Genomic DNA, 19254 nt, shown 5'->3' with positions numbered 1-19254 from the left:
CTCTATCGATTTGACCTCAGGTCGACCTGAAGATCGACCATGGACAGGGTATCCCACGACGAGAGGACGAAAACATGACTGGATCCGTGGCACGCAGGGCACTGGCGGACTTCAACGAGGGCGACGCCTTCTTCGAGCACTTGTCCGACGACGTCGTGCTCGAGTTCCCGTACGGGCCCTCGCTCGGGCTGCCCGCGCGCGTCGTCGGCCTGCAGGCCGTGCGCGAGCAGCTCGGGGCGGCGCAGGCGTCAGGGCTCACGCTGAGCGAGGCCAGGATCCACGACGCCGGTCCGGAGCGCTGCTTCGCGGAGTACACGGGCACGTACCGGACCGAGGACGGCCGCGAAGCCGAGGTACCGCTGGCCGCGGCGATCGAGCACGACGGAGACCGCATCACCCTGATCCGCGAATACTGGGACACTCTGCGCCTTGCGACGCTGAACGAGGCATGACAGGCCTACACCCGCCCAAACACGCCCGCAACGCGACAATCTGGCCGTCCTCGCCGAACTGATATTTATGCGTATTGAGCGACCATAGCGAGTATTAGGCGTTCCGCCCAGGAAATCGCTCTTGATCAGGTGAAAAATCAGTCGGTGATCGCGTAAGCTTGTGACTACGAAGAGCGCTTGCGCTGACACTGAGGACAGAAAAACGAGGATCGGTTCATAAATTTCACCCGGCGGATGGGTGATCCACATCGTGCACATGCCTGGTCGGTACGACCATAGGCATTTAAGGAGTGCGCAAAATAACCGGCCTGCCCGTTGACGTTCACGTACTGCGCGTCGAAGCTCGTGCCGCCCTCCACGAGGGCCTTCTGCAGCACCGCGCGGATCTCGGCGAGCAGCGTGCGGACGGCCCGCGTCGGGAGCGCCGACGCGGGCGTCTCCGGATGGATGCGCGCGGCCCAGAGCGCCTCGTCCGCGTAGATGTTGCCGATGCCGCTCACGACCGTCTGATCGAGCAGCACGCGCTTGATCGCCGACGCGCGGCGGCCGAGCCCTCGCGCGAACGCGGCGTCGTCGAACGCGGGATCCAGCGGATCGCGCGCGATGTGCGCGGCCTGCGATGCCACGAGGGGCGCATCGCTCCCCCATCCGCCCGGCGCGCCATCCGCCGTCGGCACGAGCGCGTCGACGGCGAGCGACCCGAACGTCCGCTGATCCGCGAACACGACGGCGAGCTCGCCGTGAGCCGGATGGTCGATCGCGAGCCGCACGCGCTCGTGGCGCTCGCGCGGGGCGCCGGGTGCGCGCAGGAGCAGCTGCCCGCTCATGCCGAGGTGCCCGATGAGCGCCTCCGCCGGCTCGATCGCCGCCGACTCGAGCAGAAGCCAGAGGAACTTGCCGCGACGCACGGCGGCCGTCACGGCGCGTCCGCTCAGGCGCGCGGTGAAGTCGTCGTGGGAGCCCACGTGCCGGGTGAGCGCACGGCCGTCGAGCACCTCGACTCCCGCGATGGTCGATCCCACCACGGCGGGCTCGAGGCCCGCTCGCACGACCTCGACCTCGGGGAGCTCAGGCACCGACGGTCCGCGCGCTGAGCGCGTGCCAGGCCGTGAGAGCCGCGGCCATCTCGGCCTGCTTCTTGCTCGTGCCCTCGCCGGTCGAGGCGTGATCGCCGACCTCGACCGTGGCGGTGAAGCGACGGTCGTGGTCGGGGCCGCGGGATGCGACCGAGTACGACGGCGCTCCCAGGCCGAGGCGCGCGGCGAGCTCCTGAAGGCTCGTCTTCGGGTCGATCGCCGCGCCGTAGCGCTCGGGGTTCTCCAGGAGCGGCTCGATGAGCCGCAGCACGAGGGCGGACGCCTCCTCGGGCCCTGCCGACAGGTACGCGGCGCCGAACACGGCTTCGGTCGCATCGGCGAGGATCGAGTCCTTGTCGCGGCCGCCCGTCTGCTCCTCGCCGCGGCCGAGACGGAGATGCTCGCCGAGGCCGATGCCACGCGCGACCTCCGCGAGGGCGACGGTCGAGACGACGCTGGCACGGCGCTTCGCGAGGGCGCCCTCGTCGAGGTCGGGGAACCGGCGATACAGCATGGTGGTGACGGCCAGCCCGAGCACCGAGTCGCCGAGGAACTCGAGTCGCTCGTTATGCGGGATGCCGCCGTGCTCGTACGCGTACGAGCGGTGTGTCATGGCCAAAGCGAGAAGCTCGGCGTCGATCTCGACGCCGAGCTTCTCGGAGAGTGGCCGCATGCGCGCCACGGAGTCGTATCCGCCGCTCAGGCGTCGGCGACCTTGCGGCCCTTGTACTCGAGGAACAGCTCGGTGCCCTGCGAGTCGGTGACGACCTTGGCCTGGTGCGGGCGGCTGTAGACGACCTTGCCGTTCTCCACCGTCTTGACGAGGGCCGGAGCCTCCGCCTTCCACTGCGCGCGACGCGAGCGGGTGTTCGAACGGGAGACCTTCCGCTTCGGGGGGTTACCTGCCATGACTAGCTCTCTTCTGTGCTCGGGGCGGCGGAGTCCGCCGATCCATTCTGGTCTGTGAGTTCTCGGAGCGCGGCCCACCGAGGATCGACAGGCGCCTGCTGCGCGGTGCCGGGGCTCTGCGTCAGCCGCTCGCCCGTGACCGGGTCGAGGCCGGGGCAATCCGGCTGACACACCGGCTGAAACGGAAGCGACAAGACGACCGCATCCCTGACCAGAGTTTCAAGATCCACGTGGTCGTCTTGAACCTCGAAGTCAGCAGTTTCCTCACCAGGATACTCGAAAAGCTCCTGGAACTCGACTTCGAGCGGTTCGGCGATGTCGCGAAGGCATCGACCGCACACCCCCTCGAACTCCGTGTCGAGCTCCCCCGACACGAGGATGCCCTCGTGCACGGATTCGAGACGGACGTCGAGCTCGAGCTCCTTCCCCTCCGGGATCGAGACGATCCCCTCGCCCCACTGCTCGGGTGCGGGGATGGTCAGCGTGTGCTCGCGCATCTCGCCCGGCTTGCGGACGATGTCGCGGACGGGCAGCACGAAGGGCCCGGTTTTACGCGTTCTCACGGGGATCAATCGTAGTCGCGCCCGGGACGACGAGGGCCGTGGCGCGCGCAGGGACGCGAGGTCAGAAGTCCTTCGAGGTCGCGCTGCGGAGGTAGCGGGCGACCGCCGCCGGCACGTAGGGCGAGACGTCGCCGCCCAGGCCGGCCACCTGGCGCACGAGCGAGCTCGACACGACCGAGTGGGCGGGATCGGCGAGGAGGAACACCGTCTCGACGCCGGCGAGGTGGTTGTTGACGACCGCCATGGGCGTCTCGTACGCGACGTCGCCCTGCGAGCGGATGCCCTTCACGAGCACGCCGGCGCCCACCTCCTGCGCGTAGTCGACGAGCAGGCCCACGCTCCACGATCCGACGATGACCTTGCCGGGGATCTGCGCCTCCTCGACCGACTGCTCGAGGAGCTGCAGCCGCAGCGCGATCGGCAGCATCCCCTCCTTGTCGGGGTTGTGCACGACCAGCACGTGGAGCTCGTCGTAGAGCGAGGCGGCACGCCGGATGACGTCCAGGTGACCGAGGGTGGGCGGGTCGAAGGACCCCGGGACGACGGCGATCCGGTTGCTCATGCGATCCAGCCTAGCCAGGAGCCCCATCCGCGCCCGGGCAGCGCCGCGCCCGCGACACGCCGTGCGGGGCGCATGCTCAGCTCTTGCTCAGGGCCGCGCGCTCCTCCTGCGTGACCCGGCGCGCCAGGGCGTCGGCGAGTCCGGGATGCCGGGCGAGGTCGGGGTCCGCCGCGAGGACGCGGTCGGCTTCCTCCCGCGCCAGGGCGATGAGCGCCTGGTCCTTGACCACGCGGAGCAGCCGAAGCGATGAGCGCACGCCCGACTGCGCCTCTCCGAGCACGTCGCCCTCGCCGCGCAGCTCGAGATCGACCTCCGCGAGCGCGAACCCGTCGAGCGTCGCCGCGACCGCCTCGACGCGCTCGCGCGCCGGCGTTCCCTCTGTCGCCTCCGTCACGAGCAGGCAGAGTCCGGGCACTCCCCCGCGTCCGACGCGTCCGCGCAGCTGGTGGAGCTGGGAGACGCCGAAGCGGTCGGCATCGAGGATGACCATGGTCGACGCGTTCGGGACGTCGACGCCGACCTCGATCACGGTCGTCGCGATGAGCACGTCGACGCGGGCGGCCGCGAACTCCTGCATGATGCGGTCCTTCTCCTCGCCCGGCATGCGGCCGTGCAGGGTCGCGAGCCTGAGCCGCCCGACCGCGGGGTGCCGCCCGAGCATCTCGGCGACCTGCGCGACGCCCCAGCGCGGGCCGGAGCCGCCCTCCTCCGCGGTGGCCTCCGGGGCGTCGTCCTCGGCGGCGGCCTTGCCCTTCGCCGCGACGTCGATCGCGGGGCACACGACGAAGACCTGGTGCCCCTTCTCGACCTCCTCGGCGACGCGCTCCCAGACCCGGTCGAACCAGCGCGGGCGCTCGGCGACCGGAGCGACGAAGGTCTCGATGCCGGCGCGGCCCGCGGGCATCGTGCGGATGGTCGACACGTCGAGGTCGCCGAAGACCGTCATCGCGACGGTGCGCGGGATGGGCGTGGCGGTGAGGACGAGGGCGTGCGGACTCGTTCCCTTCGCGCGCAGGGTCTCCCGCTGCTCGACGCCGAACCGGTGCTGCTCGTCGACGACGACGAGCCCGAGGTCGGCGAACGTCGTGCCCTCGCTGAGCAGGGCGTGCGTGCCGACGACGATGCGCGACTGACCCGACGCCACGCGGAGCGCGGCCTTCCGTCGCGCCGCCGCCGGCATCTGGCCGGTGAGGAGCGTGGGCATGACCTCGGGAGCCAGCTGCGGCCCGAGCATGCGCGTGATGGAGCGCAGATGCTGGCCGGCGAGTACCTCGGTCGGCGCGATCAGCGCCGCCTGGCCGCCGGACTCGGCCACCTGCAGCATGGCGCGCAGCGCGACGAGCGTCTTGCCCGACCCCACCTCGCCCTGCACGAGCCGGTTCATCGGCCATCCGGCGACGAGGTCGGCCGCGATCCGCTCGCCGGTCTCGCGCTGGTCGTCGGTCAGCGCGAACGGCAGCGCCGCGTCGAAGCGCTCGAGCAGGCCGCCCGGCTTCGCCTCGCGGCGCGTGGCTGCGAGAGCCCTGACGTCACGGCGCTGCTGAGCGAGTGCCGTCTGGAGCACGAGCGCCTCGTGCCACCGCAGCGCCTTGCGCGCGCTGTAGGCGTGCCCCTCGTTCGCGGGCCGGTGCACGCCGTCGAGCGCGTCGCGCGCGCCCATGAGCCCCTCCCGCTCCCGCAGGTCGTCGGGGAGCGGCTCGGGCACGTCGCCGAGGCGGGTCAGACACTGCTCGACGAGCTTCTGGATGGCCCAGCTCGTGAGCGCGGAGGTCGCGGGATACACGGGGATGAGCCGGCCGGCGAACTCCTGCGCGCGCGCATCGGCATCGCCCTCGTCGTCGAAGAGCTCGTACGCGGGATGCGAGAACTGACGCTCGCGACGGTACTCCCCGACCTTGCCCGAGAAGACGCCGCGCCGCCCTGGCCGGAGCTCGCGCTCGCGCCAGTCCTGGTTGAAGAACGTGAGCGACATCTCGCCCTGGCCGTCGCCGATGATCACCTCGAGGAGGCGCCCGCCGCGGCTGCGCATGGGACGCGACTGCACGCGCCGCACCTCAGCGACGATCGTGACCGTCTCACCGAGCGGGAGGTCGCGGATGGGGGTGAGCTCGCCCCTGCTCATGTAGCGGCGCGGGTAGTGCGCGAGCAGGTCGCCCACGGTCGCCATCCCGAACGCCCGCGAGAGCAGGCCGGCGGACTTCGCGCCGACGGCCTCCGTGAGCGAGGAGTCGAGCGAGAGCGGCATGCGTCGAGTCTAGAAGGGGCCCCGGACGCGGACGCCGCGCCCGCCGAGGATATCGTGGCAGGGTGACGAGGATCATCGCGGGCCGCGCGGGCGGCGCCCGGCTCGACGTGCCGCGCTCGGGCACCCGCCCCACGAGCGACCGCGTGCGCGAGTCGCTGTTCGGCGCGCTCGAGGACACCGGCCTCATCGAGGGCGCCGCGGTCGTCGATCTGTACGCGGGATCGGGCGCACTCGGTCTCGAGTGCGCGAGCCGCGGCGCCGCGTCGGTCGACCTCGTCGAGCGGTCCCGGCCGGCGGCCGAGATCGTGAAGCGGAACGTCGAGGTCGTGCGGCGCGCGATGGGCTCGAGCGCGCCCCGCGTGCGCGTCCACCCCATCGCGGTGCGCGCCTTCCTCCGCGGCACGGCGCCCGGCATCGACATCGCGTTCCTCGACCCGCCCTACGACCTGCCGCCGCGCGACCTCGACGACGACCTCGCGCTGCTCGCGCCGCTGCTCGCGCCGGGCGCGCTCGTGATCGTCGAGCGCGCGACGCGCTCCGGTTCCCCCCACTGGGCCGCCGCCGGCCTCTCCGCGTGGCGCGAGAAGGCGTACGGCGACACGACCCTGTGGTGGGGCGAGCCGCTCAGCGCCTGAGCGTCGTCAGCCCGCGGCCGCATCCCAATCGCGGTACGGATCCCAGCCGCCCGCGCCGAGGTACGGCACGCCGTCCACGTGGACCGATGCCTCGTCGCGCGGGATGACGCGTCCGATCGGGCGGAATCCGGGGGGCAGGGCGCCGGCCGGGAAGGTCGCCAGCAGCGCGTGGTCCTCCCCGCCCTCGAGCGCGATCCGCGGATCGTCCCCGAGGTCGGCGCTGTCGATCGCGATCGTGACCGCCGAGGCGTCGGCCATCCGCCGCGCGTCGAGCGCGAGGCCATCCGAGACGTCCATCATGGCGGTCGCGCCGGCGCGCGCGGCGAACGGCCCGAGGCCGATCGGCGGAGCGGGCCGCAGCTGCGCCTCGAGGACGCCCGTGTCGCCGTCCCGCAGCAGGGCGGGGTCGACGGGCAGGGGTGCGCCATCGGCGTCGCGGAAGCGCGCGAAGAGCACCTGCAGGCCCCGCGCGGCTCGGCCGAGCTCCCCCGCGATCGCGACGACGTCGCCCGCGCGGGCGCCCGAGCGCAGCACGGGGGCGCGTCCCTCGAGGTCTCCGAGGGCGGTCACGGCGATCGTGAGCACGTCGCTCGCGGTGAGGTCGCCGCCCACGACGGCGCAGCCGGGCGCGAGGGCGTCGCACGCGTCGCGGAGGCCGTCGGCGAGAGCCTCCACGAACGACGCGCGGGTGTCGTTGGGCATCGCGAGCGCGACGAGGAGCGCCGTCGGCCGCGCCCCCATGGCCGCGACATCGGCGAGATTGACGGCGGCCGACTTCCAGCCGAGGTCGTAGCCGCTCGACCACGCCAGCCGGAAGTCCGGTCCGTGGATGAGCGTGTCGGTCGTCGCCACGACCGACCCGGACGGCGCGGCGACGACCGCGGCGTCGTCGCCGGGCCCGACGAGGCCCGCGCCCGCGCGGCCCGTGCGCGCCAGGATCCGTCGGAGGATCTCGCCCTCGCTCAGCTCGCCGACCGTGGGATCCTCATGCATCCCTCCAGCGTAGGCGAACGCCCAGGACGCCCGAACGTAGGCTGGTGGGGTGAACCGCCGCCTCGCCGCCGTCTCGTGCCTCGCCGCCGTCGTCGCGCTCACGGGGTGCGCGCCGACCGTTCACCTCGAGGCGGCTCCGCGCGCGAACGACCCGCTGTGCGCCGAGGTCTCCGTGCGCATGCCCGACTCGGTCTCGGGCCTCGAGCGCCGCTGGACCGACGCTCAGGCGACCGCGGCGTGGGGCGAGCCGACCGCGGTCATCCTCTCGTGCGGATACGACGCTCCCGCCCCCACCACCCAGCAGTGCGTGACGATCGACGGCGTCGACTGGATCGTCGACGAGAGCGAGCGGCCCAATCTGCGCATGACGACGTACGGCCGCGAGCCGGCCGTGCAGGTCTACGTCGACACGACCGTCGTGTCGGCCGACGCGGTGCTCGCGGGCAGCGCGCTCGGCAGCGCGGTCTCCACGCTGCCGCGCGCGGCCCAGTGCACCGACCCCGACGCGGCGCCGGAGGGCGAGGACGCCCCGACGACCGGCACGCAGCCGGAGGACTGACTCGGCTCAGGCCGCGCGGGCGCGGCCCAGCTCGACGAGCTCCGTGATGAGCTCCGAGTACGTCATCCCGGACGCGATCCAGCACTTCGGGAACATCGAGATCGGCGTGAAGCCCGGCATCGTGTTGAGCTCGTTGACGACGATCTCGCCCTCGGGCGTGAGGAACACGTCGACGCGAGCGAGCCCGCGTCCGTCGACGGCCTCGAAGGCCCGGATGCCGACCGCGCGGATCGCTTGGATCTCGCCCTCCGACAGATCGGCAGGGCACACGACGTCGACGCCCTCGCCGCCGAGGTACTTCCCCTCGAAGTCGTAGAAGTCGCGCGTCGTGAGCACGATCTCGCCGGGGAGCGACGCGCGCGCCTCTCCCCCGTCGCGGCCCTCGAGCATCGCGACCTCGATCTCGCGCCCCCCGATGCCCTTCTCGACGAGCACCTTGTCGTCCTCCGCGAAGGCGATGCGCATGGCCTCGTCGAGCTCCGACGCGTCGTGCGCCTTCGAGACGCCCACGCTCGAGCCCGCGCGCGCGGGCTTCACGAACAGCGGGTACCCGAGCGCGTCGGCCTCGGCGCGGACGGCGTCGGGCGCCGTGCTCCAGCGCGCCCTCCGGACGGTCGTCCACGGCGCGACGGGCACGCCCGCCGCCTGCAGCGCGATCTTCATGAAGTGCTTGTCCATGCACAGGGCGGAGTCGAGCACGCCGCCGCCCGCGTACGGGAGCTCGAGGATGTCGAGGAAGCCCTGGATGGTGCCGTCCTCGCCGTGCAGGCCGTGCAGGATGGGCAGCACCGCGTCGACCGCGCCGAGCTCGCGCTCGACGCCATCCGCGTCGCGCACGCGCAGCACGCGGTCGCCGCCGCCTGCGGGCCAGATCACCCGCGTGCCGTTGTCGACGACCTCCGGCAGCCTCTCGGCGTCGAGCCGGAACTTGCCGGGGTCGTCGTCCTCGAGCACGAAGACGCCGTCGCGGGTGATGCCGATCGGGATCACCCGGTAGCGGTCACGGTCGATCGCTCCCAGCACCCCGCCCGCCGTCGCGGAGGAGATGGAGTGCTCGCTGGAGCGCCCGCCGAAGAGCACCGCCACTGTCGCCGTCGTCATTCGTCGTCCTCTCGCCCTGGGGGGTGTCGTCGTCTGTGGTGAGGTGCGGCGCGATGTCGCGCGGATCGAGCGTGCCGTCGAGCACCATCCGCACCTGCTCGACGATGGGCATCTCGACGCCCTTCGCCTTCGCGAGCTTGAGGATGGGGGCGACCGAGCCGAGGCCCTCGGCGGTCTGCTCCATCTGCTTCACGACGTCCTGCAGCGTGTAGCCCTGTCCGAGCAGACGTCCTGCCGTGTTGTTCCGGCTGAGGGGCGACTGGCACGTCGCGATGAGGTCGCCGAGCCCCGCGAGGCCCTGCATCGTCTCGGCCTGCGCGCCGTACGCCACCGCGAAGTCGGTCATCTCGACGAGGCCGCGCGTGATGATCGACGCCTTCGTGTTCTCGCCGTATCCGACGCCGTCGACGATGCCGATCGCGACGGCGATGAGGTTCTTCAGCACGCCGCCGAACTCGGTGCCGATGACGTCGGTGTTGACGAAGCTGCGGAAGTACCGGTTGCGCGCCGTGCGCGCGATCCGGTCGGCGGTCTCCTGGCTCGACGACGAGATGACCGCCGCGGTCGGCTGCTCGCGCGCGATCTCGAGCGCGAGGTTCGGGCCGCTCGCGACGGCGATGCGCGCGGGGTCGCAGCCGAGCGCCTGCTCGATGACCTGGCTCATCCGCAGACCCGACTTCTTCTCGACGCCCTTCATGAGGCTCACGACCGGCACGTCGGACGAGCCGATGAGCGGGCGCAGCTGCTTGAGGGTGTCGCGGGCCGACTTGCTCGGCACCGAGAGGTAGATCTGCTCTGCGCCCTCGACGGCCTTCTGGAGGACGTGGGTGGCGCGGATGGACCGGGGCAGGTTGATCCCGGACAGGTACTGCGAGTTGCGCTTGGCCTGGTCGATCTCGTGCGCGAGCTCGGCGCGACGGGCCCACATCGTGACCTGGGCGCCGCCGTCGGCGAGGATCTTGCCGAACGTCGTGCCCCAGCTGCCCGCGCCGAGGACGACGACGCGCTCGGGGATCACAGTTTGCCCGTCTCGGCCTGGCCGTGCTGCGTCGGGTCCCACCGCTCGGGCGGGGCCTTCTCGCCGCGCAGCTCCTCGAGCAGTGCGGTGATCGCGGCCATGAGGCGCTCCGTGCCCTCCTGGATGGCGGCCTGGTCGGTCCGCCCGCGCAGGTCGGACACGTCGAGGGGCTCGCCGATGAGGACGGTGATCGGCTTGCGCAGCGGGAGCAGCGACAGCTTGCCGTAGCGCGGCATGACCGCCTGCGTGCCCCACTGCGCGAGCGGGATGAGCGGGATGTCGCCGGCGAGGGCGAGGCGGATCGCGCCCGACTTGCCGCGCATCGGCCACAGCCCGGGGTCGCGCGTGAGGGTGCCCTCGGGGTAGACGATCACGCCGCGCTCGCTCGAGGCGAGCTCCTTCGCCTGCGCGAGCGCCTGCGCGGCCGCGCCGCGGGATCGCGCGACCGGGACCATCCCGGAGGCCTTCAGCACCCATCCGACGACGGGGATGCGGAACAGGCTCTCCTTCGCGAGGAACCGGGGCGCGCGCCCGGCCCGCCACGTCGCGATCGCGACGATGAGCGGGTCGATCTCGCTGTGGTGATTCGGCGCGAGGACGAACGCACCGCGACGGGGCAGGTTCTCCGAGCCGCGGAGCTCGATCCGCGCGAGCAGCCCGACGAGCGGGATGACGATCGCCGCGAGCGGCCAGAAGATGCTCGGGCGGCTCTTCTCAGGTGAGGCGGGAGCGCCCACCGTCACCCCACGACGTCGAAGTCGGCGCCGAGAGCGGTCAGCTTCTCGAAGAACTTCTCGTATCCGCGGCGGATGATGCCGACGCCCGACACGCGCGACGTGCCCTCCGCCGTGAGAGCGGCGATGACGTGGCTGTATCCGCCCCGGAGGTCGGGGACGACGATGTCGGCGCCGCGCAGCGGCGTCGGCCCCGTGATGACCGCGGCCTGCTCGAGCGCGCGACGCGGCACGCGACGGTAGGGGCCGTCGAGCCCGCGCGGGTGCACGACGATGTCCGCGCCCATCTGGTTGAGCGCCTCGATGAACCCGAAGCGGTTCTCGTAGACGGTCTCGTGCACGACGGACGTGCCGTGCGCCTGGGTGAGCGCGACGATGAGCGGCTGCTGCCAGTCGGTCATGAAGCCGGGGTGCACGTCGGTCTCGACGATGACCGGCTTGAGCGGGGCCTCGCCGCGGCGGAAACGGATGCCCTCGTCGGTGATGTCGAAGTCGCCGCCGACCTTGCGGTAGACGTTGAGGAACGTGAGCATCTCGTACTGGCGCGCGCCCTTGACGAAGATGTCGCCGTCGGTGGCCAGCGCCGCCGAGGCCCACGACGCGGCCTCGTTGCGGTCGAACAGCGAGCGGTGGTCGTAGCCGCGGAGCTCCTGCACGCCCTCGATGAAGATGACGCGGTTGGGCTCGTAGGAGATGATCGCGCCCATCTTCTGGAGGACGCCGATCAGGTCCATGATCTCGGGCTCGATCGCCGCGTTGCGCAGCTCGGTGACGCCGTTCGCGCGCACGGCCGTGAGGAGCACCTGCTCCGTCGCGCCCACGCTCGGGTACGGCAGCTCGATGTCGGCGCCGTGGAGGCCCTCGGGCGCGGACAGGCGGATGCCGCTGGGCTGCTTGTCGACGATCGCACCGAAGGCGCGCAGCGCGTCGAGGTGGAAGTCGATCGGGCGGTCGCCGATGCGGCAGCCGCCGAGGTCGGGGATGAACGCCTGTCCGAGGAGGTGCAGGAGCGGGCCGCAGAAGAGGATGGGGATGCGCGACGAGCCCGCGTGCGCGTCGATCTCCTCGAAGTTCGCCGACTTCGCGGCGCTCGGGTCGAGGATGAGCGAACCCGGCTCCTCGCCCTCGGAGACGGCCACGCCGTGCACCTCGAGAAGCGAGCGGACGACCTCGACGTCGCGGATGTCGGGCACGTCGCGCAGGGTGCTCGGGGTCTCACCGAGGAGGGACGCGACCATGGCCTTGGTGGCGAGGTTCTTCGCGCCTCGCACGTCGACCTGCCCGCGCAGCGGACGTCCGCCGCGGATCTCGATCACTTCGCCGCTGCGGGATGCCGAAGCGCCCGCGACCTTCGTGTCGCCCAGGAGTGTCATGTGCTGGTGGCCTCACTACCGTTCTGGCGGGTTGTCCGCCGTGCTGACGGGGCCCCGAGCCCCGGGCTCACGGAACGGGGATCGTCCGTGGCCGCCACGCCTCGCGGCGGGCCTCGAACTCCGCGATCTTGTCTTCGTTGCGGAGGGTGAGCCCGATGTCATCGAGCCCCTCGAGGAGCCGCCACCTAGTGTAATCGTCGATCTCGAACCCGGCCGTGAAGTCGCCGAGTACGGCGGTTCGCTCGACGAGGTCGACCGTCATCCGCACGCCGGGCTGCGCCTCGATGGCCGCCCAGAAGCGCTCGAGGTCGGCCTCCGAGATGATGCCCGTCAGCAGGCCCTGCTTGCCCGAGTTGCCGCGGAAGATGTCGGCGAAGCGCGGGCTCAGCACGACCTTGAACCCGAAGTCGCGCAGCGCCCAGACGGCGTGCTCGCGGCTCGAGCCGGTGCCGAAGTCGGGCCCCGCCACGAGGATGGATGCGCCCTGGTAGGGCTCCTGGTTCAGGACGAACTCGGGGTCCTGGCGCCAGCCGTGGAAGAGCGCGTCGTCGAAGCCCGTCTTCGTCACGCGCTTGAGGAACACCGCGGGGATGATCTGATCGGTGTCGACGTTCGAGCGCTTCAGCGGAGCGGCGATCCCGGTGTGGGTGGTGAACTTCTCCATGACGGTCTCCTTACGCTCCCGCGCCCGACAGGGCCGGCTGGTCGGCGGATGCGAGGTCGGACGGGCTCGACAGCGTGCCGCGCACGGCCGTCGCCGCGGCGACGAGCGGCGACACGAGGTGCGTGCGCCCGCCCTTGCCCTGGCGCCCCTCGAAGTTGCGGTTCGAGGTGGACGCGCAGCGCTCGCCCGGCGCGAGCTGGTCGGGGTTCATGCCCAGGCACATCGAGCAGCCGGCGAAGCGCCACTCGCCGCCGAACTCCTTGACGATCCGGTCGATGCCCTCGGCCTCGGCCTGCAGCCGCACGCGCGCCGAGCCCGGCACGACCATGACGCGCACGCCGTCGGCCTTCTTGCGGCCCTCGATGATCGACGCGAAGGCGCGCAGGTCCTCGATGCGGCTGTTCGTGCACGAGCCCATGAAGACCGCGTCGACCGGGATCTCCTTGAGCGGGGTCCCCGGGACGAGGTCCATGTACTCGAGCGCGCGCTCGGCGGCTGCGCGCTCGTTCGGGTCCTCGAAGTCGTCGGCGGCCGGCACGACGCCGCTCAGCGAGACGCCCTGACCGGGGTTCGTGCCCCACGTGACGAACGGCTCGAGCTCATTCGCGTCGATGAAGACCTCGGCGTCGAACACCGCGCCCTCGTCGGTGGGCAGCGTCTTCCAGTACGCGACCGCGTCGTCCCAGTCCTTGCCCCGGGGTGCGTGCGGGCGGCCCTCGAGGTAGGCGAACGTCGTCTCGTCCGGCGCGACCATGCCGGCGCGCGCCCCGGCCTCGATGGACATGTTGCAGATGGTCATGCGCCCCTCCATCGAGAGGGAGCGGATGGCGCTGCCGCGGTACTCGAGGACGTAGCCCTGGCCGCCGCCCGTGCCGATCTTCGCGATCACCGCGAGGATGATGTCCTTCGCCGTGACGCCCGGCTTCAGCTCGCCCTCGACCGTGATCGCCATCGTCTTGAAGGGCTTGAGCGGGAGGGTCTGCGTGGCCATCACGTGCTCGACCTCGCTCGTGCCGATGCCGAACGCCATCGCGCCGAACGCGCCGTGCGTCGACGTGTGGCTGTCCCCGCACACGACCGTGATGCCCGGCATCGTGAGCCCGAGCTGCGGGCCGACGACGTGCACGATGCCCTGCTCGGCGTCGCCCAGCGAGTGCAGGCGCACGCCGAACTCCTCGGCGTTGCGACGCAGCGTCTCGATCTGGGTGCGGCTCGTGAGGTCGGCGATCGGCTTGTCGATGTCGATCGTCGGGGTGTTGTGGTCCTCGGTGGCGATCGTCAGATCCAGCCGGCGGAGACCGCGTCCCTCGGCGCGCAGGCCGTCGAAAGCCTGCGGGCTCGTCACCTCGTGGACGAGGTGGAGATCGATGTAGATGAGGTCGGGCTGGCCGTCCTCGCCCTTCACGACGAGGTGGTCATCCCAGACCTTCTCGGCCAGCGTGCGGGGGCGGTCCGGAACCCGGATGTCGTTGGTGCTCATGCTCTTCCTGCTCCTAGCGGTCGTCGGTGTCGGCCTACGACGGACTCCGCGACGGGGAGAGGCCTAGAGCGTGATCCCGTCGCGGCGCATAAGGAGAAGTCGGGCGCACCGCACCCCTTCAGGATAGCAGGGTGCTCACCGACCCCTGTCGATCTGCGAGATCTGCACAGTGCGACGCGGCGCGCCGACCCGCCCTGTGGGCAGATCGACGCGCCGCGTCGTCAGAGTGCTCAGCCGGTCAGCGTCCGGGCTCCGTGACGGCCTTCTCGCGGCGCGCCTCGCGCGAGGACGAGATGAGGCTCGCGATGGTGGCCACGGCCATCGAGCCGACGATGACGCCCAGCGACATCCAGTTGTTGATCTCGGGCACCCAGTCGATGTGGTGGCCGCCGTTGATGAACGGCAGCTCGTTGACGTGCAGCGCGTGCAGGATGAGCTTGACGCCGATGAACGCGAGGATGAACGCGACGCCGTAGTGCAGGTACTTGAGCTTCTCGAGCAGGTCGCCGAGGAGGAAGTACAGCTGCCGCAGGCCCATGAGCGCGAAGATGTTCGCCGCGAAGACGAGGAACGGCTCCTGCGTGATGCCGTAGATCGCGGGGATCGAGTCGATCGCGAACATGAGGTCGGTCACGCCGATCGAGACGAACACGATGATCATCGGGGTGAGCATCTTCTTGCCGTTCACGACGGTGCGGAGCTTCGCCCCGTCGTACTCGTCGCTGATGTCGACGAATCGGCGGAGGGTTCGGACGATGAAGCTCTCGGTCTGCTCGTCGGCCTCGTGCTTCTCCGGCAGGGCCTGGCGCACGGCGGTGAAGATGAGGAACGCGCCGAAGATGTAGAAGATCCAGCTGAGGTTCTCGATGAGGGCGGCGCCGAGCAGGATGAACGCGGCGCGCAGCACGAGCGCGATGATGATGCCCACCATCAGCACCTCCTGCTGGTAGCGGCGGGGCACCGAGAACTGCGTCATGATCAGCACGAAGACGAACAGGTTGTCGATCGACAGGCTGTACTCCGTCAGCCAGCCCGCGACGAACTCGCCCGCGTGCTGCGCGTCGCCGAGGAACCAGAGGGCGCCGGCGAAGATGAGCGCGAGAGTGACGTAGAACACGACCCACAGCGTCGACTCGCGCGTCGACGGGATGTGCGGCCGCTTGAGGATGATGAGGAGGTCGGCGATGAGGATGAGGGTCAGGATCACGAGGGATCCGACCTGGAACCAGACAGGGATGTCCAAGCTCAGGGCCTTTCGGAGGGGACGACGGTATGCGAAAGTCTCTCCCCCGTGCTGCGCACGGTGCCTGACCGGGACCCCTCCGTCGAGGTCCGTGATGACGAGCAGGCGTTGACGGGATACTCCCCTTCGACCATCAGGATACCCAAGCGGCCAGGGCGGATGGTTGCATGTGAGACGAACGCGCTCTCGCCGGACACCTGATCGATGAGAGACGACGTATCCGCATCGGGAGGCGCGATGGACGACGCACAGCGCGACGCCGAGCTCGTCGCCGCCGCGAGGGCGGGCGACGAGGTCGCGTTCCGCGCGCTCTACCGTCGGCATGCCCGACCTGTGTACTGGATCGCGCACCGCCTCGTCGGATCCGATGCCGACGCGGAGGACGTCACGCAGGAGACGTTCGTCACGGCGTGGCGGAAGATCGCGGGGCTCGAGCTCGTCGGCGAATCGCTGCTGCCGTGGCTCGCCGCGATCTGCCGCTTCCAGGCCGCGAACCGGATCCGCGCGCGACGGCGCGCTGCCGCCGACGAGGTCGACGAGGCGCTTCCGAGCCTCGTGAGCGTCGAGCAGCAGGTGCTCGACGCGCGGCTCGCCGAGCGCATCGTCGAGGAGGTCGGCACGCTGAGTCCCCTGGACCAGCGGATCTTCCGGCTGTGCGCGGTCGACGGGTACGCCTATGCCGCGGCCGCCGAGGAGCTCGGCGTCGGCCACGGGGTCGTCCGCAATCGTCTCTCCCGCATCCGCACGCGCCTGCGTGCCGTCGTCGGAGAGGAGTCGTGATGGACGAGAGGGAGTACGCCGTGCTGCCCGAGGTGCCTGCCGAGGTCATCGACCGCATCGAGGAGCGGGTGTTCGCGGCGATCGACGAGGAGCGGGACCGCGATCGCGCGCTGCGTCCGGCACCGCGACGGCGTCGGATGTGGCCGGGGATCGTCTCGGGAGCCGCGGTGCTCGTCGTCGCGCTCGCGATCGCCCCGGCCGCCGTGTCCTGGTTCGATCAGCCGCGCGGCTCGGAAGCCGCCTACGACGGCTCGGCGAGCTCGAGCGAGGGCGGCGAGTCCGCTCCCCTGCAGGGCGAGAGCGTTACGGCGCCGGTCGAGGGCGACGACGCCGCAGCCGACAGGGAGGTGATCCGCACGGGATCTGCCTCGGTCGAGGTCGACGACGTCGATGACGCGATCGACGACATCCGCGTTCTCGTCGAGCGGCACGGAGGGCACATCGAGGGGCTCCGCGTGACCGAGGCGACCGCGGAGGACGCCGCGCTCCCCGGGGCGAGCTGGGTGACGGTGCGCGTGCCGGCCGACGACCTCGACGCCGTCGTCGACGCGCTCGGCGATGTCGGCGAGGTCCACGACACGGAGCTCTCGGCGCAGGACGTCACGACGCAGGCGGTGGATCTGCGTGCGCGCATCGCGGCGGCGCAGGCGTCGGTCGACCGGCTCACCGAGCTCATGGCGCAGGCAGGGTCGGTCTCGGAGCTGCTCGAGGCGGAGCAGTCGCTCTCGGAGCGCCAGGCGCAGCTCGAGTCCTACCAGCAGGAGCTCGCGCTCCTCGAGGGCCAGATCGCGATGTCGAGCCTCACGATCACCCTCACCACGGAGCCCCCCGTGACGGCCCCCGACCCGGCCGGATTCCAGGACGGACTCGTCGCGGGCTGGAACGGCCTCGTGGCGGCCGTGAGCGGCGCAGTCGTCGCGCTCGGCTTCCTCCTCCCGTGGCTGGGCGCGGTCGCGATCGTCGCGGGAGCGTGCTGGCTCGTGGTCCGCCTGCGCAGGCGGCGGCGCGCACGCGGAGAGGCCGTTCCGGAAAACCGGCGCTGATCGGCCAGACACGCGCGGGCGACCGCAGGAGGGGGCCTCGATTTGCCCGCCCCTGTCTCTCCGTGTCATACTCTTCTGGTGCCCGGGAACGGGAAGAACACGAAGAACTGAACACAGACTACGGCCCCATCGTATAGCGGCCTAGTACGCCGCCCTCTCACGGCGGTAACGCGGGTTCGAATCCCGCTGGGGTCACCGTAGAGAAGAAGCCCGGATCCGAGGATCCGGGCTTCTTCGCGTTCCCGGTGGTTGACTGATCCTCATGCGCGTCACGAAGCACGAACATGCCGCCCTCCGCATCGAGAAGGACGGGGCGACGCTCGTCGTCGACCCGGGATCGTTCACCGCCGCCCTGCCGGACATCTCCGATCTGGCGGGCATCGTCATCACCCACGAGCACCCGGATCACTGGACCCCCGAGCACCTCGCGGCGCTCCGCGCGCGCCACCCGTCGGCTCCCGTCTTCACGACGCGCGCCGTCGCTGCGCAGCTCGACGGCGACGCGGTCGTCGTCGCATCGGGCGACAGCGCGACCGCCGGCCCCTTCCGCCTCTCGTTCCACGGCGGCGTGCACAACGAGATCCACTCCTCGATCCCGCTCGTCGAGAACATCGGCGTCTTCGTCGACGACCTCCTCTACTACCCCGGTGACTCATACGCGCTCCCCGGGCGCGAGGTGCCACTGCTCGCCGCCCCGATCGGCGCGCCCTGGCTCAAGATCGGCGAGGCGATGGACTTCGTCCTCGCGGTCGCGCCGCGCGCGGCGTTCGGCACCCACGACGTGCCGCTGTCCGCACAGGGCCTCGCGATGCACCGCGGGCGCCTGCGCTGGGCCACCGAGCAGGGCGGCGGCGTCTTCCACGACCTCGACGCGGGCGACGCGATCGACGTCGGCTGATCGGGAGCCGCGGGTCGGCCCGGGCAGAATGGCGTCATGCCCATCCTCAACAAGGACATGTCGGTCTGCATCTCGCTCTCGGGCCGACCCTCGAACATCGGCACGCGGTTCCACAACTACCTCTACGAGGAGCTGGGCCTGAACTTCGTGTACAAGGCCTTCACGACCGACGACATCGAGGGCGCCATCCGCGGCGTGCGGGCCCTCGGCATCCGCGGCTGCTCGGTGTCGATGCCGTTCAAGGAGGCCGTCATCCCGCTCGTCGACGAGATCGAGCCCTCGGCCGAGGCGATCGCCTCGGTGAACACGATCGTCAACGACGGCGGCCGCCTCATCGCCTCGAACACCGACTACGAGGCCGTCGCCGAGCTGCTCGCGGCGCATGACGTGGACCCCGCACTCCCGGTGGTCGTGCGGGGTTCGGGTGGGATGGCCAAGGCCGTGGTCGCGGCCTTCCGGGGCGCGGGATTCGACCGCCTGACCGTGGTCGCGCGCAACCCGCAGGCCGGACCGGCCCTCGCCGACGCCTACGGGTACCGGTGGACGCCGACTGACCCCGAGCCGGGCGAGGGCGTGATCGTCAACGTGACGCCGCTCGGCATGGACGGCCCCGACGCCGACACGCTGGCCTTCTCGCCCGCGCACGTGGAGGCCGCCGACGTCGTCTTCGACGTCGTCGCCTTCCCCTCGGAGACGCCGCTCGTGCGGGCGGGACGCGAGGCCGGCAAGCGGCTCATCACGGGCGCCGAGGTCATCGCCCTGCAGGCCGCCCGTCAGTTCGCCCGGTACACGGGCATCACGCCCACGCCCGATCAGGTGCGCCGGGCCTCCGAGTTCTCGCGCGCCGGCTGACCACGGCGGAGCGCCTTCCCCGCGACGCGCGGCCGGAGAGTACCGTGCTGTGCACGACAGACCCGCGCGGCGGG

21 protein-coding genes and 1 tRNA gene are annotated in these 19254 nt (G+C 71.2%); 8 read left to right on the top strand and 14 right to left on the bottom strand.

The window, feature by feature from the left end; translation table 11 throughout:
• Nucleotides 1-74 precede the first annotated feature (74 nt).
• Nucleotides 75-452 carry a nuclear transport factor 2 family protein gene (locus ACWXWW_RS12505; RefSeq protein WP_455970130.1) on the top strand — a complete coding sequence of 126 codons (378 nt, stop codon included), beginning with the start codon at nt 75-77 and terminating at the stop codon, nt 450-452.
• Between the two features lie 164 nt (nt 453-616).
• Here the strand turns inward: ACWXWW_RS12505 and mutM are convergent, their stop codons facing one another.
• The 6 genes from mutM to ACWXWW_RS12475 all read right to left on the bottom strand — a co-directional run bounded on the left by mutM (nt 617) and on the right by ACWXWW_RS12475 (nt 5807).
• Nucleotides 617-1528, bottom strand: coding sequence for a bifunctional DNA-formamidopyrimidine glycosylase/DNA-(apurinic or apyrimidinic site) lyase (gene mutM, locus ACWXWW_RS12500; protein WP_455970129.1), 912 nt, complete (start codon nt 1526-1528; stop codon nt 617-619).
• Nucleotides 1521-2201: a ribonuclease III gene (rnc, locus tag ACWXWW_RS12495; protein WP_282977575.1), complete on the bottom strand. Its 681-nt coding sequence runs from the start codon at nt 2199-2201 to the stop codon at nt 1521-1523. The genes mutM and rnc overlap by 8 nt, the downstream gene beginning before the upstream one ends.
• A 26-nt stretch (nt 2202-2227) precedes the next feature.
• Complete coding sequence (gene rpmF / locus ACWXWW_RS12490) at nt 2228-2437, bottom strand: 50S ribosomal protein L32 (protein WP_172989695.1); 210 nt, start codon at nt 2435-2437, stop codon at nt 2228-2230.
• A gap of 2 nt (nt 2438-2439) precedes the next feature.
• Nucleotides 2440-2934 (bottom strand): YceD family protein, encoded by a 495-nt coding sequence (locus ACWXWW_RS12485; protein ID WP_271172174.1) that lies wholly within the window; start codon nt 2932-2934, stop codon nt 2440-2442.
• Nucleotides 2935-3061: 127 nt separating this feature from the next.
• A complete protein-coding gene (coaD, locus tag ACWXWW_RS12480; RefSeq protein WP_271171685.1) occupies nt 3062-3562 on the bottom strand; it encodes a pantetheine-phosphate adenylyltransferase in 501 nt (166 codons plus the stop codon).
• Nucleotides 3563-3638: 76 nt separating this feature from the next.
• Nucleotides 3639-5807, bottom strand: coding sequence for an ATP-dependent DNA helicase RecG (locus tag ACWXWW_RS12475; RefSeq protein WP_455970128.1), 2169 nt, complete (start codon nt 5805-5807; stop codon nt 3639-3641).
• A gap of 62 nt (nt 5808-5869) precedes the next feature.
• Between ACWXWW_RS12475 and ACWXWW_RS12470 the strand changes: the two genes are divergently transcribed.
• On the top strand, nt 5870-6442 hold the full coding sequence (locus ACWXWW_RS12470; RefSeq protein WP_455970127.1) for an RsmD family RNA methyltransferase: 573 nt from the start codon (nt 5870-5872) through the stop codon (nt 6440-6442).
• Nucleotides 6443-6448: 6 nt separating this feature from the next.
• Here ACWXWW_RS12470 and thiL read toward each other — a convergent pair whose 3' ends face one another.
• The gene (gene thiL, locus ACWXWW_RS12465) at nt 6449-7435 is read right to left on the bottom strand and encodes a thiamine-phosphate kinase (RefSeq protein ID WP_421075688.1); all 987 of its coding nucleotides are present in this window, start codon (nt 7433-7435) and stop codon (nt 6449-6451) included.
• Nucleotides 7436-7484: 49 nt separating this feature from the next.
• Here thiL and ACWXWW_RS12460 point away from each other — a divergent pair, with 49 nt between their 5' ends.
• Complete coding sequence (locus ACWXWW_RS12460) at nt 7485-7994, top strand: DUF3515 family protein (protein ID WP_421075689.1); 510 nt, start codon at nt 7485-7487, stop codon at nt 7992-7994.
• A 6-nt stretch (nt 7995-8000) separates the two neighbouring features.
• Here the strand turns inward: ACWXWW_RS12460 and ACWXWW_RS12455 are convergent, their stop codons facing one another.
• The 7 genes from ACWXWW_RS12455 to ACWXWW_RS12425 all read right to left on the bottom strand — a co-directional run bounded on the left by ACWXWW_RS12455 (nt 8001) and on the right by ACWXWW_RS12425 (nt 15607).
• Nucleotides 8001-9095: a D-alanine--D-alanine ligase family protein gene (locus ACWXWW_RS12455; protein WP_455970126.1), complete on the bottom strand. Its 1095-nt coding sequence runs from the start codon at nt 9093-9095 to the stop codon at nt 8001-8003.
• A complete protein-coding gene (locus ACWXWW_RS12450) occupies nt 8995-10110 on the bottom strand; it encodes an NAD(P)H-dependent glycerol-3-phosphate dehydrogenase (RefSeq protein ID WP_374727769.1) in 1116 nt (371 codons plus the stop codon). The genes ACWXWW_RS12455 and ACWXWW_RS12450 overlap by 101 nt, the downstream gene beginning before the upstream one ends.
• Entirely contained in the window at nt 10110-10856 is a 747-nt protein-coding gene (locus tag ACWXWW_RS12445; protein ID WP_271171678.1) for a lysophospholipid acyltransferase family protein, read from the bottom strand. Before ACWXWW_RS12445 ends, ACWXWW_RS12450 begins: the two co-directional genes overlap by 1 nt.
• Nucleotides 10853-12220 carry a UDP-N-acetylglucosamine 1-carboxyvinyltransferase gene (murA, locus tag ACWXWW_RS12440; protein ID WP_282977567.1) on the bottom strand — a complete coding sequence of 456 codons (1368 nt, stop codon included), beginning with the start codon at nt 12218-12220 and terminating at the stop codon, nt 10853-10855. Before murA ends, ACWXWW_RS12445 begins: the two co-directional genes overlap by 4 nt.
• A gap of 67 nt (nt 12221-12287) precedes the next feature.
• Nucleotides 12288-12884: a 3-isopropylmalate dehydratase small subunit gene (leuD, locus tag ACWXWW_RS12435; RefSeq protein WP_271171676.1), complete on the bottom strand. Its 597-nt coding sequence runs from the start codon at nt 12882-12884 to the stop codon at nt 12288-12290.
• Between the two features lie 10 nt (nt 12885-12894).
• Nucleotides 12895-14364: a 3-isopropylmalate dehydratase large subunit gene (gene leuC, locus ACWXWW_RS12430; RefSeq protein ID WP_455970125.1), complete on the bottom strand. Its 1470-nt coding sequence runs from the start codon at nt 14362-14364 to the stop codon at nt 12895-12897.
• Between the two features lie 238 nt (nt 14365-14602).
• Entirely contained in the window at nt 14603-15607 is a 1005-nt protein-coding gene (locus tag ACWXWW_RS12425) for a TerC family protein (RefSeq protein ID WP_282977565.1), read from the bottom strand.
• A 237-nt stretch (nt 15608-15844) separates the two neighbouring features.
• On the opposite strand from ACWXWW_RS12425, the gene ACWXWW_RS12420 reads away from it, so the two are divergent.
• The 5 genes from ACWXWW_RS12420 (at nt 15845) to ACWXWW_RS12400 (ending at nt 19180) form a co-directional block, all read left to right on the top strand.
• On the top strand, nt 15845-16387 hold the full coding sequence (locus ACWXWW_RS12420) for an RNA polymerase sigma factor (RefSeq protein ID WP_282977564.1): 543 nt from the start codon (nt 15845-15847) through the stop codon (nt 16385-16387).
• The gene (locus tag ACWXWW_RS12415) at nt 16387-17430 is read left to right on the top strand and encodes a DUF4349 domain-containing protein (RefSeq protein WP_455970124.1); all 1044 of its coding nucleotides are present in this window, start codon (nt 16387-16389) and stop codon (nt 17428-17430) included. Before ACWXWW_RS12420 ends, ACWXWW_RS12415 begins: the two co-directional genes overlap by 1 nt.
• A gap of 122 nt (nt 17431-17552) precedes the next feature.
• A tRNA-Glu gene (locus tag ACWXWW_RS12410) sits at nt 17553-17625 on the top strand.
• A gap of 67 nt (nt 17626-17692) precedes the next feature.
• Nucleotides 17693-18328: an MBL fold metallo-hydrolase gene (locus ACWXWW_RS12405; RefSeq protein ID WP_271171671.1), complete on the top strand. Its 636-nt coding sequence runs from the start codon at nt 17693-17695 to the stop codon at nt 18326-18328.
• Nucleotides 18329-18364: 36 nt separating this feature from the next.
• Nucleotides 18365-19180 carry a shikimate 5-dehydrogenase gene (locus ACWXWW_RS12400; protein ID WP_455970123.1) on the top strand — a complete coding sequence of 272 codons (816 nt, stop codon included), beginning with the start codon at nt 18365-18367 and terminating at the stop codon, nt 19178-19180.
• Nucleotides 19181-19254 lie beyond the last annotated feature (74 nt).

The sequence above is a fragment of the Microbacterium sp. KNMS genome (assembly GCF_053851835.1).
The sequence above is the reverse complement of the archived record's forward strand: the minus strand, read 5'-3'. Positions and strand labels throughout refer to the sequence as shown.

Excerpts from the sequence above, each read along its gene's own strand:
- ACWXWW_RS12505 (WP_455970130.1), top strand. The coding sequence starts at position 75 with ATGACTGGATCCGTGGCACGCAGGGCACTGGCGGACTTCAACGAGGGC.
- rnc (WP_282977575.1), bottom strand. The coding sequence starts at position 2,201 with ATGCGGCCACTCTCCGAGAAGCTCGGCGTCGAGATCGACGCCGAGCTT.
- rpmF (WP_172989695.1), bottom strand. The coding sequence starts at position 2,437 with ATGGCAGGTAACCCCCCGAAGCGGAAGGTCTCCCGTTCGAACACCCGC.
- ACWXWW_RS12485 (WP_271172174.1), bottom strand. The coding sequence starts at position 2,934 with ATGCGCGAGCACACGCTGACCATCCCCGCACCCGAGCAGTGGGGCGAG.
- coaD (WP_271171685.1), bottom strand. The coding sequence starts at position 3,562 with ATGAGCAACCGGATCGCCGTCGTCCCGGGGTCCTTCGACCCGCCCACC.
- ACWXWW_RS12475 (WP_455970128.1), bottom strand. The coding sequence starts at position 5,807 with ATGCCGCTCTCGCTCGACTCCTCGCTCACGGAGGCCGTCGGCGCGAAG.
- thiL (WP_421075688.1), bottom strand. The coding sequence starts at position 7,435 with ATGCATGAGGATCCCACGGTCGGCGAGCTGAGCGAGGGCGAGATCCTC.
- ACWXWW_RS12455 (WP_455970126.1), bottom strand. The coding sequence starts at position 9,095 with ATGACGACGGCGACAGTGGCGGTGCTCTTCGGCGGGCGCTCCAGCGAG.
- murA (WP_282977567.1), bottom strand. The coding sequence starts at position 12,220 with ATGACACTCCTGGGCGACACGAAGGTCGCGGGCGCTTCGGCATCCCGC.
- leuD (WP_271171676.1), bottom strand. The coding sequence starts at position 12,884 with ATGGAGAAGTTCACCACCCACACCGGGATCGCCGCTCCGCTGAAGCGC.
- leuC (WP_455970125.1), bottom strand. The coding sequence starts at position 14,364 with ATGAGCACCAACGACATCCGGGTTCCGGACCGCCCCCGCACGCTGGCC.
- ACWXWW_RS12420 (WP_282977564.1), top strand. The coding sequence starts at position 15,845 with ATGGACGACGCACAGCGCGACGCCGAGCTCGTCGCCGCCGCGAGGGCG.
- ACWXWW_RS12415 (WP_455970124.1), top strand. The coding sequence starts at position 16,387 with ATGGACGAGAGGGAGTACGCCGTGCTGCCCGAGGTGCCTGCCGAGGTC.
- ACWXWW_RS12405 (WP_271171671.1), top strand. The coding sequence starts at position 17,693 with ATGCGCGTCACGAAGCACGAACATGCCGCCCTCCGCATCGAGAAGGAC.
- ACWXWW_RS12400 (WP_455970123.1), top strand. The coding sequence starts at position 18,365 with ATGCCCATCCTCAACAAGGACATGTCGGTCTGCATCTCGCTCTCGGGC.